Genomic DNA, 13,217 nt, shown 5'->3' with positions numbered 1-13,217 from the left:
CCGGCCCGGGGCCCGGGCGGGGCTGTTCCTGGCCCCCGCGGGCCCCGCCCCCCCCCCGGCGGCCCCCGCGCCCGGGCGCCCCCGGGGGGGGGGGGGGGCCGCCGGCCCCCCCCCCGCCCCCCCCCCCGGGGGGGGGGGGGCCCCCCCCCCCCGCCCCCCCACCCCTCCCTCTCTTCCCCGGGGGTGTGTGAGCGATGGCTTTGTGCAACTATGTCCCCTGTTTCGGAGTCACATGATCCGACACGGTCCCGAGGGAAGAAGGAACTCCATGGGTGACAAGAGCGGTGCGCGGCGGAGCAAGGGACCGCTGGTCGCCGTCAGCGTGGCCCTGACGCTGTGCCTGCTGGTGGCCGGGGGCGTGGTGTACCTGGTCGGCAGGATCTCCGCAGCGGTCGACGGGTGGGAGCCGCCCACGGCGGCGGAGACCCTCTCCGCGATTCCGACCCCTCCGCACGACCAGCTCACCGGACCTCCCGCGCCGGCCGAGGTGGCCCCGGACGGCGCCGCCTCCGCCGACCCCGAGGCCGACGAGCAGCAGACCCCCGGTGCGTCCGCCGCACCGCGCCCCGGCGACGTGTGGCTCGACGAGGTGTCCGAGGCCACCACCGTTCCCCGCCGCGCGCTGGAGGGGTACGCCACCGCCCAGCTGGTGCTGGCCCAGGAGCAGCCCGAGTGCAACCTGTCGTGGCCGACGCTGGCCGGGATCGGTTACGTGGAATCCCTGCACGGCACGTACGCGGGCGGCGAGATCGGCCCGGACGGGACCACGACGGTGGACATCATCGGCATTCCGCTGAACGGCACCAACAACACCCGCGCCATCCGCGACACCGACGGCGGCGAGCTGGACGGGGACACCGAGTGGGACCGGGCGGTCGGCCCCATGCAGTTCATCCCCACCACGTGGGAGCGCTGGGGCGCCTCCCCCGACGGCACCGACCCCGACCCCCACGACATCGACGACGCCGCGCTGACCGCCGGGCGCTACCTGTGCGCCGAGGGACGCGACCTGACGGTGGCCGAGGACTGGGAGGCCGCGGTCTTCGAGTACAACCACTCCGGCCAGTACATCGCCGACGTCCTGGCCTACGCCCACGCCTACGCCGACGCCTCCTGACGCCGGGCGGCCGTGCCCGCCGGCCCGGTGCGGGCCCGGCGGCTCCCCCCGCGCCCCGCGCGCCCGCTCCTGTGTCCGGCCCGGTCGCCGCCCCGGGGGCGGGCGCGGCCAGGTGGGCGGAGGCCCTCGATGGGTAGAGCCCGGGAGGAGGGAAACACCACACGGGAGGAACGCGGGATGACGACCACCAGGCTGGGACCGGCGGGGCGCGACGAGGCACTCGCCTCGATGGCCGAGGAGGAGCTCGACGTCCTCGTCGTCGGAGGGGGCATCGTCGGTGCGGGCATCGCGCTGGACGCGGTCTCCCGCGGGCTGTCCACCGGGCTGATCGAGGCGCGCGACTTCGCGTCGGGCACCTCCAGCAGATCCAGCAAGCTCATCCACGGCGGGCTCCGCTACCTGGAGCAGTTCGACTTCGAGCTCGTCCAGGAGGCACTCCGGGAGCGCGGCCTGCTGCTGACCACGATCGCCCCCCACCTGGTCCGCCCGGTGCCGTTCCTCTTCCCGTTCGCCCACCACTGGGAGCGCTTCTACATCGGCGCGGGCGTCACCCTCTACGACGCCCTGGCCCACACCTCCCGCAACAACCGGGGCCTGCCCGCCCACCGGCATCTGACCCGCTCGGGCGCGCTGAAGGTCTTCCCGGCGCTGCGCCGCGACGCCCTGGCGGGGGCCGTCCAGTACTGGGACTGCCAGGTCGACGACGCCCGCTTCGTCACCACCGTGCTGCGCACCGCCGCCGGACTGGGCGCCAAGGTCGCCTCCCGTGTCCAGGCGGTGGGATTCCTGCGCGAGGGCGAGCACGTCGTCGGGGCCCGCGCCGCCGACCTGGAGAAGGGCCGGGAGATCGACATCCGGGCCCGCCAGGTGGTCAACGCGGCCGGAGTGTGGACCGACGAGATCCAGGAGATGGTGGGCGGACGCGGCCAGATCCACGTGAGCGCCTCCAAGGGGATCCACCTGGTGGTGCCGCGCGACCGCATCCAGGCCTCCTCCGGGATGATCCTGCGCACCGAGAAGAGCGTGCTGTTCGTCATCCCGTGGGGCCGCCACTGGATCGTCGGCACCACCGACACCGCCTGGAACCTGGACAAGGAGAACCCGGCGGCCAGCCGAGCCGACATCGACTACGTCCTGGACCGCCTCAACCGGGTCCTGCGCACCCCGCTGACCAGGGACGACGTCGAGGGCGTCTACGCGGGTCTGCGCCCCCTGCTGTCCGGGGAGTCGGAGGAGACCTCCAAGCTCTCCCGCGAACACACCGTCGCCCACCCGGTGCCGGGCCTGGTCCTCATCGCCGGCGGCAAGTACACCACCTACCGGGTGATGGCCAAGGACGCCGTGGACGCCGTCGCACACGGCCTGGGCGGCGCGGTCCCGCCCTCGGTCACCCACAGGCTCCCGCTGGTGGGGGCCGCGGGTTACGAGGCGCTGGTCAACCAGAGGCACCGGCTGGCCCGCGAGTCGGGGCTGCACGTCTCGCGCGTCAGCCACCTGCTGCGCCGCCACGGCACGAACGCGCGCGACCTGCTCGACCTGGTGCGCGAACGGCCCGACCTGGGCCGGTCGCTGGCCGGCGCCGACGACTACCTGCGCGCCGAGGTGGTGTACGCGGTGGAGGCCGAGGGCGCCCGCCACCTGGAGGACGTGCTGTACCGGCGCACCCGGATCTCGTTCGAGTCCTGGGACCGGGGCATCGCCGCGGCCGAGGAGGCCGCCGAGCTGATGGCGCCGCTCCTGGGCTGGAGCGAGGACCAGGTCGAGCGCGAGGTCGAGTTCTACCGCAAGGGGATCGAGGCCGAGCGCGCCGCCCAGGAGCAGGACACCGACCAGGAGGCGGACGCCATCCAGCACGGCGCCCCCGAGATCGTCCCCGAGGCGCGTATCCTGCGCCCCTGACCTGCCGGTAGCGTCAAGGGCATGTGGCGATGGAACCCCGCTGCCCCGAGGCCGCTCCGCGGGCACGAGATCGAGGCGCACCTGGCACCGGCGTCGCTGGGCACCGACCCCCTGCTCCGGGCCGGCGCCGAGGCGGTGCTCGACGGAGACACCCGGGCGGGGCTGACCCTGCTGGCCGACAGCCGCGACGACCCGGAGCGGAGGGTCCTGGAGGCCGAGGTGCTCGGCCGCGCCGCGATCGACCGGTTCGAGGAGCTGACCGAGCACCTGGACGGCGGGGCCGACCGGGCCGACCTCCTGCTGTGGATGGGCAACACGCTGCTCGCCCGGGCCCGGCGGTCGGGCGGGGGCACGGCCGACCGCAAGGCGGCCGTGGCCGTGCTCGGCGACGCGGTGCAGCTGCTGCTGACCGCGGCCGGGTTGCGGCCCGACGACGCGGCCCCGTGGGTCGCGCTCCAGACCGCCGCCATGGGCGCGGGTGCGGAGCGGGAGGAGAAGGACCGGCTCTGGCAGGAGGCCGACCGGAGGGCGCCCCACCTGTTCGCCGCGCACATGACCCGGGTGCGGTCGCTGTCCCCGCTGCGGGGCGGCTCGGAGGAGGAGATGTTCGCGTTCGCGGGCGCCGCCGCCGACGGCGCGCCCGAGGGCGACCCGCTGCCCGCCCTCCTGGCCCTGGCCCACGCCGAGTTCCTCCGGGCCGAGCGCAGGCGGCTGAGCGGCGAGGTGTTCCTCGGGTTCATCGCCGAGCAGGCGGCGGGGCGCCTGCGCGGCGAGGCCCTCCAGGAACTGTTCGAGTCCGCCCGGGGATGGGCCGCGAGTGCCCGGCCGCACCCGTGCGACGTCCAGGCGCACCACCTGTTCGCCTGGGCGTTCCACCGCACGGGGGCGGCGGAGGCGGCGCGCTGGCACCTGGAAGCGGCCGGAAACGTCTACTGCGAGATGCCGTGGTCCTTCTTCGGCGACCCGCGCGCCGCGGTCGCCGCGGCGATGGCCGAACTGGGGGTGCACCCCGGCCGCCCCGCTCCGGAGGTTGAGTAGCGCTACTCAGGCGGGTCCGGGGCGCGGCGGAGAAACTGGGAACATGAACCCCGGCACCCACCCTCGCCCCCGCCCCGCCGCCGTCGCGGCCCGCGCCTCCCTGGCCGCCCTGGCCTCCTACGCCCTGGCCTTCCTCGCCGCCGCCGGCATCACCGCCCTCATGCTGGCGGCGGACGGCCCCGAGGCCGACGCCAACATCGGCGCGGGACTGGTCTACCTGGGCCTCCCCTTCGTCCTCGCCCCGGCAGCGGCCTGGCCCGCGGCGCGGATCGCGGGACTGGCCCGTCCCCTGGCCACGGTGGCGGCCGCCCTGCCCCTGCACCTGGTCCTGTCCGGTGCCGCCCTGTGGGTGGTCACGGGCACCGACGGCGCCTTCGCCGCGACCCCCGCCTTCGACGCCGTCCTGTTCGGGTCGGGGGCCCTGTCGCTCGCCGTCTCCCTGACGGCGGCGGCGCTCCTCCTCCGGAGGCGGTGAGGCCGCGGGGCGAAAACACCTGGCCCTTCCCCGCCGGGGCCGGAACAATGTACGCGTGCTACTGACGATCACCGCCACCGCGACCCCGGAGGCCTCCGCCACGGACCTCGGCTTCCTGCTCCACAAGCACCCCGACAAGGTGCAGGAGTTCGAGCAGTCCTTCGGGACCGCGCACGTCTTCTACCCCGAGGCCACGCGGGACCGCTGCACCGCGGCGCTCCTGCTGGAGGTCGACACGCAGGCCCTGCTGCGGGCGCGCACGTCCGTGAGCACACCCGACTTCGCCCTGGCCCGGTACGTCAACGACCGGCCCTTCGCCTCCTCCTCGCTGTTCACGGTGGCCCTGGGCAAGGTCTTCCGCTCCGCCATGAGGGGGTCCTGCCCCTCGCGTCCCGAACTGGCGCGCACGCCCCTGCCGCTGGAACTGCACCTGCCGGCCGTGCCCTGCCGGGCCGGGGCGGAGAAGGCGCGGGCCCTGTTCGAGCCGCTCGGCTGGCGGGTGACCGCCGAGCCGGTGCCGCTCGACCCCGGGCTGCCCGGATGGGGCGACTCCCACCACCTGTCGCTCACCCTCACCGGGGAACAGGTGCTGTCGGAGGCGCTCAGCCACCTGTACGTGCTGCTGCCGGCGATGGACGCCGGCAAGCACTACTGGACGGACCGCAGCGAGATCGACAAGCTCCTGCGCGCCGGCGGTGCGGCCGGGACGGGGGAGGAGGGCGCGGAAGGGGATGCCGAGGAGGGTGCCCGGCCCGGATGGCTGGCCCGCCACCCCGAACGGGCCTGGATCACCCGCCGCTACCTCGACCGCCGCGACGGCCACGTGCGGACCGCACTGGCGCGCCTGTCCGAGGTTCTCGGGGAGGACGGGACCGGCGACGACCCCGCCGCCGAGGAGGCGGAGGAGGCCGAGGAACGCGGACCCTCCCTGGCCGAGCAGCGCGCCGGCGCGGTCCTGGCCGTGCTCCGCGCCGAGCGGGTCTCCAGCGTGATCGACCTCGGCTGCGGGTCGGGCCGGCTGCTGGCCCGCCTCGCCGAGGAGCCCGGGCTGGAACGGGTGACCGGCGTGGACGTCGACACCGTTGCCCTGGAGCGCGCCCACCGCCGCGTGTGCCGGGGGTGCGAGGGCGGCCCCGGACGGCACCGCCCCCTGCTCGCCGGTGCGTCCGGGCGCCGGGGCGGACCGAGCGGGCCCGAACTGCTCGTCGGTTCGGTCGTCCACCGCGACCGGCGCTTCGAGGGCCACGACGCGGCCGTCCTCATGGAGGTGGTCGAGCACATCGACCCGTCGCGGCTGCCCGCGATGGCGGAGAGCGTCTTCGGCCTGGCCCGGCCGCGCGTGGTGGTGGTCACCACCCCCAACGCCGAGTACAACGTCCACTACGAGGGCCTCGCCGACGGCAGCCTGCGCCACAGCGACCACCGCTTCGAGTGGACCCGCCCCGAGTTCACCCTGTGGGCGGACTCCGTGGCCCGCAGGTACGGCTACGGTGTCCGCCACCTGCCGGTGGGGGACGAGCGCCCCGGCACCGGCGCACCGACCCAGATGGGAGTCTTCACCCGATGAGTGCGACAGAAGCGGCACCGGCCGCCGCGCCGCCCGTGCTCGGTGTGCCCGAGATGGGGCTCGTCGTGCTGGTCGGCGTGTCCGGCTCGGGCAAGTCCACGTTCGCCGCCAAGCACTTCCGCCCCACCGAGGTGGTCAGCTCCGACCGCTGCCGGGGCATGGTCAGCGACGACGAGAACGACCAGGGCGCCAGTGCCGACGCGTTCTCGCTGCTGCACACCATCGTCGACATCCGGCTGCGCCGCGGCCTGCTCGCGGTGGTCGACGCCACCAACGTGCAGAGCCGGGCCCGCCAGGAACTGGTGCGCATCGCCAAGGACAACGACGTCCTGGCCACCGCCGTCGTCCTCGACGTACCCGAGTCCCTGGCCCTGGAGCGCAACCGCACCCGGCCCGACCGCGACTTCGGCGACCACGTCGTCCGGCGCCAGCGGCGCGACCTCCGCCAGGGGATCAAGCGCCTGCGCAAGGAGGGCTTCCGCAAGGTGTACGTCCTCCGGGGCCCCGAGCAGATCGACGCCGCCGTCGTCGAACGCGAACGCGCCTGGCCCGACCGGACCGAGCTCACCGGCCCGTTCGACATCATCGGCGACGTCCACGGCTGCCGCGCCGAGCTGGAGGAGCTGCTCGGCGAGCTGGGCTACACCCTCACCCGGGACGGCCGGGGCAGGGCGGTCGGCGCACGCCACCCCGAGGGGCGCACCGCCGTGTTCGTCGGAGACCTCGTCGACCGGGGTCCCGACAGCCCCGGCGTGCTGCGGCTGGCCATGGGTATGGTCCGCGACGGCGACGCCCTCTGCGTGCCCGGAAACCACGAGAACAAGTTGGTGCGCGCCCTCAAGGGCGCTCAGGTGCGTACGACGCACGGGCTCGCCGAGACACTGGAGCAGCTGGAGCGTGAGAGCGACGAGTTCCGGGCCGAGGTGCTGGAGTTCTGCGACGGACTGGTGAGCCACCTCCTGCTGGACGGCGGAAAGCTGGTGGTCGCCCACGCCGGTCTCAAGGAGGCCTACCACGGCCGGGCCTCGGGCCGCGTGCGTTCCTTCGCGCTCTACGGAGACACCACGGGGGAGACCGACGAGTACGGCCTGCCGGTGCGCCTTCCCTGGGCGCGCGAGTACCGGGGGAAGGCGGCGGTCGTGTACGGCCACACGCCCACCCTGCGGGCCGAGTGGCTCAACAACACCCTCTGCCTGGACACCGGCTGCGTGTTCGGCGGCAAGCTGTCCGCGCTGCGCTACCCCGAACGCGAGGTCGTCGAGGTCAAGGCCCACAGGACGTGGTACGAGCCAGCCCGACCCCTGGCCGAGCCCGCCGCTCCGGAGGACGGGCGCCCCGAGGCCCTCGTGGACATCGAGGACGTGGGGCTGGGCGCGGCCGGGGCCGGCCTGCACGTGGAGACCCGGTACGGGCACGTCCACGCCGACGCCGGGAGCTGTCTGGCGGCGCTGGCGGTCACGAGCCGCTTCTCCGTCGACCCCCGGTGGCTGCTGTACCTGCCGCCGACCATGGCCCCGGCGCCCACCAGCGCCGAACCGGGCCTCCTGGAGCACCCGAACGAGGCGCTGGCCGCCTACCGCGGTGCGGGGATCGGCCAGGTGGTGTGCCAGGAGAAGCACATGGGCTCGCGCGCGGTCGCGGTGCTGTGCCGGGACGAGGAGGCCGCCGGGCGGCGCTTCGTGCCCGGGGAGCTCGGCACCGTCTACACGCGCACCGGACGGCCCTTCTTCTCCGACCCGGTACTGGGGGCCGAGGTCGTCGGCCGGCTGCGCGCCGCGGTCACCGAGGCAGGGCTGTGGGACCGGCTGGGCACCGACTGGATCGCCCTGGACGGGGAGATGCTGCCGTGGTCGGCCAAGGCTCGCACGCTGATCCGCGACCAGTACGCGTCGGTGGGCGCCGCCGCCCGGGCGGCCCTGCCCGCCGCCGGGCGGGCCCTGGCCGCGGCCGCCGCCCGGGGCCTGGACACGGACGCCCTCGCCGCACGGACGGCGCGCCGCGCCGACCAGGTGGAGGAGTTCAGCCGGGTGTACCGGCGCTACTCGTGGGACACCGACGGCGCCGCCGGGCTCAGGTACGCGCCGTTCGCGGTGCTGGCCACGGAGGGACGGGAGTACACCGACGCCGACCACCTGTGGCACATGGGGATCGCCGAGCAGCTCGCCGAGACGGGCGGGATGGTGCGCGGCACCCGCTACCTGGCCGTGGACGCCACCGACCCGGACGCCTGCGCCTCCGCCGTCGCCTGGTGGCGCGACCTGGTGTCGGCCGGCGGCGAGGGCATGGTCGTCAAACCCGTCCTGGGTGCCCGAGCCGAGGGGGCGAAGGGGCTCGCCCAGCCGGGTCTGAAGGTGCGCGGCCCCGACTACCTGCGGATCGTCTACGGACCCGACTACACCGACCCCGAACGGCTGGAGGTGCTCAAGCAGCGCAACACCGGCCGCAAGGCGGGCCTGGCGATGCGCGAGCACAAGCTGGGGCTGGAGGCCCTGGCCCGGCACGCGCGCCGCGAACCGCTGTGGCGGGTCCACGAGGCCGTGTTCGCGGTCCTGGCCCTGGAGTCGGAGCCGGTGGACCCCCGCCTGTGACAGGTCTCCGGCGGGGCGCGGTTGGAGGATCGGACATGCGCTGCTTCCGAGGGTGATCGTCCGATCACACCAATTGCGCCCCGCTCGGCCCCGCCCTCGCGCTTCCGGTTTCGCCGGGGTCCCCCCTGGGTCATGATGGCTGGGTTATTACTCCCCAGTACCCCCGGAGAGAAGAACGTGTCCTCCACCCGCCCCCGGCGCGTACCCGCGCCGACGTCCGCCGCGGCCGCCCTGCTCCTGGCCGCCGGGCTCGCCCCGGCACCCGCCCTCGCGGACGCCCCCGCACCGGCCGCCGGTGACGTGCGTGTCCACGACATCCAGGGCACCACCCGCACGTCCCCGTTCGCCGGGACGGAGGTCTCGGACGTTCCCGGCACGGTCACCGCCGTGAACGCGTTCGGCAGCGCCCGCGGCTTCTGGTTCCAGGACACCGAGGGCGACGGCGACCCGCGCACCAGCGAGGGCCTGTTCGTCTTCACCGGCCGCGAGACCCCCGATGTCGCCGTCGGCGACGAGGTCCTGGTCAGCGGCCGGGTCGACGAGTACCGGCCCGCAGAGGGCGCCCAGACCGTCACCCAGATCGGCGGGGCCGACTGGACCGTCCTGTCCGGCGGCAACGAGCTGCCCGCGTCGGTCCTGCTCGACGAGAACGCGATCCCCCGGGCGCAGGCGCCCGACCACGGCGGCGACATCTCCGGCCTGGAACTGTCCCCCGGCGAGTACGCCCTCGACTTCTGGGCCGCGCACGAGCACATGCTCGTGCGCGTGGAGGACGCCCCGGTCGTCGGCGCCACCGACGGCTACCACGCGCTCTGGGTGACCACCCGCCCCGACCACAACCCCAGTGCCAACGGCGGCACCGTCTACGGCTCCTACGACGACCCCAACACCGGCCGGGTCAAGATCGAGTCGCTGATCGACCGGGCCGAGCGCCCCTTCCCCGAGGCGGACGTGGGCGACACCCTCGCCGGCGTGACCGAGGGCCCCGTGTACTACACCCAGTACGGCGGCTACCTCGTCCGCGCCACCACGCTGGGCGAGCACGTCCCCGGCGGCCTGGAGCGCACCCCGGTGCGCGACCGCCGCCGGCACGAGGTCTCCGTCGCCACGTACAACGTGGAGAACCTCGGGGGCCGCGACCCCCAGGACAAGTACGACGCCCTGGCCGCCGGCATCGTCGAGCACCTCCGCTCGCCCGACATCATCGGCCTGGAGGAGATCCAGGACGACAACGGCACCGTCGACGACGGGACCGTGGACGCCGGAGTCACCCTCGACCGCCTCACCGAGGCGATCGCGGCCCGGGGCGGGCCCGAGTACGAGTGGCGCCAGATCAACCCGCAGGACAAGCAGGACGGCGGCGTCCCGGGCGGCAACATCCGCAACGCCTTCCTCTTCGACCCTGCCCGGGTCCAGTTCGTGGACGTGCCCGGAGGCGACGCCACCACCGCCGTCGAGGTGGTCCCCGGCAGGCGCGGCAGCGCCGCGCTGTCGGTCTCGCCCGGTCGGATCAGCCCCGCCGACGAGGCCTGGGAGGAGAGCCGCAAACCGCTGGTGGGCCACTTCCGCGCCCTCAACCGCGACATCTACGTGGTGACCAACCACTTCAACTCCAAGGGCGGCGACCAGCCGCTGCACGGCGTCGTGCAGCCTCCGCGGCGCTCCAGCGAGGCGCAGCGCCACGCGCAGGCCGCACTGGTGCGGGAGTTCGCCGAGGAGCTGCTCGCGGTCGACCCGGACGCCGACCTGGTGGTCATGGGCGACCTGAACGACTTCCAGTTCTCCCGCACCCTGGAGATCCTCACCGAGGACGGGCCGCTGCACAACCCGATGACCGCCCTGCCCGCCTCGGAGCGGTACGGCTACGTGTTCGACGGCAACTCGCAGGCACTCGACCACATCCTCGTCAACGATGCGGTCCGGCACCGGGCCGACTACCGGGTCGTGCGGATCAACTCGGAGTTCCACGACCAGGTCAGCGACCACGACCCGCAGGTGCTGTGGCTCGACACCCGCCGCAGCACCCCGCCGGGGCGCGGCTGACGCACCGCGCGCCCGGCCGGGAGACGGCCGGGCGCGCGCCGTCAGCGCACGTCCCTGCGGCTCAGCACCGCCGATCCGAGCGCCCACAGGAGGAGGGTGAGCGCGGCCGACGCGACCGCGACGGGCGCCGCCGTCGACAGGTCGAGGACGCCCGCGTCGGAGACGGCCGTGCCGCCGAGGCTGAGGGACCTGATGACCAGGGCCTGGGGGACGAGGTAGGGGACCGCCCCGCCGATCCCCGCGTAGAGGATGCCCACCCCGGCCACGCACCCCAGCAGGCCGAGGACGACGGGTGCGGCGAAGGAGCGGATCAGCATCGACAGCACCGACTGCAGGGCGACGACCGGCAGCGCGGCCACGATGCCCAGCAGCGCCGCGGCGACGCCGTTCCAGGGCAGGAAGCCGTCCAGGCCGAGGACGAGCTTCCCGGTCAGGACCACCATCAGGAGCAGGACGAGCTGCATGACCGCGACCACCAGGGCCAGGGCGGCGATCTTGGCGCCGACGACCGACCGGGCCCGGGCGGGCACGGCCATCAGCAGGTTCCAGTTGTGGCCGCGGTGCTCCATGCGCCAGGCGGCCGAGGCCAGCACCGCGATGGCCGTCGACATGAACAGCATTCCGTAGAAGATCGTGACCTGCGACCAGTAGGACGTCCATCCGGCGGAGAGGGCACCCTGATTGGCGCTGTAGTTGACGGTCCCCGTGATGACCGTGAGCAGCGGCAGCACCGCCGCGACGATCCACAGGGCCGAGCGGCGCAGCTTGGTGAGTTCGGCCAGGACCATGCCCGTCACCCCTCCGTCCGGTCGAAGCGGTGGCAGGCCGCACCGAACAGGGCCGCCACGACCAGCAGGAACACGGCCAGCCAGCCGTATCCGGGGGTGATCACCCGGAGGGCGTCCTCGCCCATCGCCACCGGGGAGACCACCGCGTAGTAGCCCCACGGCAGGGCACGGGCCAGGGCCGGCGGCATCAGCAGGGAGAACACCCCGCAGAACGAGCCGAGCAGACCGATGCCCATCCCGACGAGCTGGTTGTCCACCCGCGCGGCCAGCCATATGTGCAGGCACAGCAGCGCCAGGTCCACCAGGAACAGGCACACCGCGTACCGGACCCAGATTCCTGCCTGCAGGGGCACGGTGATCCCCGCAGCCAGGCCCGCCGCGACGACCAGGGAGGTCTGGACGGCCACCAGGGCGGCCAGGACCGCACCCAGCACGGCGGCCTTGGCGCGGCACAGCCGCCCCGGGGAGAGCCCGGCCACCTGCGACAGCATCCAGCCCCGGCCCTGGTGCTCCACGTCGACCTGCCGGGAGGCCAGCACCGCCACCAGGAGGGGCGAGGTCATCGCCGACACCAGGACGTAACTCAGGAGCAGGGTCTCCCACGGTTGGGCGGCGGGGTCGCCGAAACCGGCCCGTGCGGAGTCGGACATCAGGCCCGCGCACGTCAGGGCGGTGACGGCGGCCACCATGACCGCGCACACCGGTGCGACGCGGAGCCTGCGCATCTTCTGTACCTCCAGAACCGCCGCGCGCATCACAGGAGCCCCTCGCGGCCGGTGAGGTCCATGAAGACCTCTTCCAGACTCTGCTGGACGCGCCGCACGCCGTGGACCGGTACGTCGTGCTCGACCAGCTGCCGGACGAGGCGGGCCGTGTCGCGGTCGTCGAACCCGGACAGGCGGATGCCCCGGTCCGCGCGCACGGCGGGGATGCCCAGCGCGAGGGCCCGCTCGGGTTCGGGGGTGTCCACGAGCAGGTCCGGCAGGCTGCGGTGGAACAGCTCGGTCCGCGTGCCCTGGAAGATCAGCCTCCCCCGGCCGAGGATGCCCAGGACCGACGCCATCTTGTCGATCTCGTCGAGCAGGTGGCTGGAGACCATGACCGTGATGCCCTCGCCCGCCAGTGACACCAGCAGCTCGCGGATCTCCTCGATGCCGGCGGGGTCCAGGCCGTTGGTGGGTTCGTCGAGGACGAGCAGGCGCGGCTCCCGGGCCAGGGCCATCGCGATGCCCAGGCGCTGCTTCATGCCCAGCGAGTAGGCGCGGACCAGCTTGTCCATGTGCTCCTGGAGGCGCACGACGGCGACCGCGTCGGCGATCTGGCGGTCGCCGAGCCCGAGCATCCGCTGGACGATCGCCATGTTCTCCCGCCCGGTCAGGTGGGCGTACCCGGGCGGGGCCTCGATGAGCGAGCCGATCTCCCGCAGGAGTCCGGGGCGCGTCTCCCGGTTCATCGGTCTGCCGAAGACGCTGATCTCGCCCCGGGTGGGCCGGACCAGCGACAGCAGCATCTTCATGGTGGTCGACTTGCCCGACCCGTTGGGGCCCAGGAAGCCGTACACGCAGCCCTGCGGCACCCGGAGGTCGAGGGAGTCGACGACGGTGCGGGACCCGTAGGCCTTCGTCAGGCCGCGGGTGGTGATGATGTCCATGGAACTCCTTCCGCGGACAAGCCTCCGGCCCGGCCGCCGGGGAGGGCATCG

At 74.1% G+C, this 13,217-nt stretch carries 10 protein-coding genes; 7 read left to right on the top strand and 3 right to left on the bottom strand.

What is annotated here, in order from left to right:
- The first annotated feature begins 268 nt into the window (after nucleotides 1-268).
- From FHS13_RS04555 to FHS13_RS04525, 7 genes are all read left to right on the top strand, one after another.
- Nucleotides 269-1,117 (top strand): lytic transglycosylase domain-containing protein, encoded by an 849-nt coding sequence (locus FHS13_RS04555; RefSeq protein ID WP_184287908.1) that lies wholly within the window; start codon nucleotides 269-271, stop codon nucleotides 1,115-1,117.
- A 177-nt stretch (nucleotides 1,118-1,294) separates the two neighbouring features.
- Nucleotides 1,295-3,016 (top strand): glycerol-3-phosphate dehydrogenase/oxidase, encoded by a 1,722-nt coding sequence (locus FHS13_RS04550; protein ID WP_184287905.1) that lies wholly within the window; start codon nucleotides 1,295-1,297, stop codon nucleotides 3,014-3,016.
- Between the two features lie 21 nt (nucleotides 3,017-3,037).
- The gene (locus FHS13_RS04545) at nucleotides 3,038-4,054 is read left to right on the top strand and encodes a hypothetical protein (protein WP_184287903.1); all 1,017 of its coding nucleotides are present in this window, start codon (nucleotides 3,038-3,040) and stop codon (nucleotides 4,052-4,054) included.
- Nucleotides 4,055-4,097: 43 nt separating this feature from the next.
- Entirely contained in the window at nucleotides 4,098-4,529 is a 432-nt protein-coding gene (locus FHS13_RS04540; protein ID WP_184287900.1) for a transporter, read from the top strand.
- A gap of 55 nt (nucleotides 4,530-4,584) precedes the next feature.
- Nucleotides 4,585-6,096: a 3' terminal RNA ribose 2'-O-methyltransferase Hen1 gene (locus tag FHS13_RS04535; protein ID WP_184287897.1), complete on the top strand. Its 1,512-nt coding sequence runs from the start codon at nucleotides 4,585-4,587 to the stop codon at nucleotides 6,094-6,096.
- Nucleotides 6,093-8,684, top strand: a complete 2,592-nt coding sequence (locus FHS13_RS04530) for a polynucleotide kinase-phosphatase (RefSeq protein WP_184287895.1) — start codon at nucleotides 6,093-6,095, stop codon at nucleotides 8,682-8,684. The genes FHS13_RS04535 and FHS13_RS04530 overlap by 4 nt, the downstream gene beginning before the upstream one ends.
- Before the next feature lie 177 nt (nucleotides 8,685-8,861).
- A complete protein-coding gene (locus tag FHS13_RS04525; protein WP_343064895.1) occupies nucleotides 8,862-10,727 on the top strand; it encodes an endonuclease/exonuclease/phosphatase family protein in 1,866 nt (621 codons plus the stop codon).
- A gap of 41 nt (nucleotides 10,728-10,768) precedes the next feature.
- Here FHS13_RS04525 and FHS13_RS04520 read toward each other — a convergent pair whose 3' ends face one another.
- Genes FHS13_RS04520 through FHS13_RS04510 form a run of 3 tightly spaced genes read right to left on the bottom strand, consistent with a single transcriptional unit; the run spans nucleotide 10,769 to nucleotide 13,166 of the window.
- Nucleotides 10,769-11,515 (bottom strand): ABC transporter permease, encoded by a 747-nt coding sequence (locus FHS13_RS04520; RefSeq protein ID WP_184288027.1) that lies wholly within the window; start codon nucleotides 11,513-11,515, stop codon nucleotides 10,769-10,771.
- Nucleotides 11,516-11,520: 5 nt separating this feature from the next.
- A complete protein-coding gene (locus FHS13_RS04515; protein ID WP_184287889.1) occupies nucleotides 11,521-12,270 on the bottom strand; it encodes an ABC transporter permease in 750 nt (249 codons plus the stop codon).
- Nucleotides 12,270-13,166 carry an ABC transporter ATP-binding protein gene (locus FHS13_RS04510; RefSeq protein ID WP_184287886.1) on the bottom strand — a complete coding sequence of 299 codons (897 nt, stop codon included), beginning with the start codon at nucleotides 13,164-13,166 and terminating at the stop codon, nucleotides 12,270-12,272. Before FHS13_RS04510 ends, FHS13_RS04515 begins: the two co-directional genes overlap by 1 nt.
- Nucleotides 13,167-13,217 lie beyond the last annotated feature (51 nt).

This window comes from Nocardiopsis algeriensis, from assembly GCF_014203695.1.
GTDB classification, from domain to species: Bacteria; Actinomycetota; Actinomycetes; order Streptosporangiales; family Streptosporangiaceae; genus Nocardiopsis; species Nocardiopsis algeriensis.
This window is presented reverse-complemented; position numbering and strand designations above follow the sequence as displayed.

What these genes read in the sequence shown, in the direction of transcription:
- FHS13_RS04555 (WP_184287908.1), top strand. Translation starts at nt 269, where the DNA reads ATGGGTGACAAGAGCGGTGCGCGGCGGAGCAAGGGACCGCTGGTCGCC.
- FHS13_RS04550 (WP_184287905.1), top strand. Translation starts at nt 1,295, where the DNA reads ATGACGACCACCAGGCTGGGACCGGCGGGGCGCGACGAGGCACTCGCC.
- FHS13_RS04545 (WP_184287903.1), top strand. Translation starts at nt 3,038, where the DNA reads ATGTGGCGATGGAACCCCGCTGCCCCGAGGCCGCTCCGCGGGCACGAG.
- FHS13_RS04540 (WP_184287900.1), top strand. Translation starts at nt 4,098, where the DNA reads ATGAACCCCGGCACCCACCCTCGCCCCCGCCCCGCCGCCGTCGCGGCC.
- FHS13_RS04530 (WP_184287895.1), top strand. Translation starts at nt 6,093, where the DNA reads ATGAGTGCGACAGAAGCGGCACCGGCCGCCGCGCCGCCCGTGCTCGGT.
- FHS13_RS04520 (WP_184288027.1), bottom strand. Translation starts at nt 11,515, where the DNA reads ATGGTCCTGGCCGAACTCACCAAGCTGCGCCGCTCGGCCCTGTGGATC.
- FHS13_RS04515 (WP_184287889.1), bottom strand. Translation starts at nt 12,270, where the DNA reads ATGCGCGCGGCGGTTCTGGAGGTACAGAAGATGCGCAGGCTCCGCGTC.
- FHS13_RS04510 (WP_184287886.1), bottom strand. Translation starts at nt 13,166, where the DNA reads ATGGACATCATCACCACCCGCGGCCTGACGAAGGCCTACGGGTCCCGC.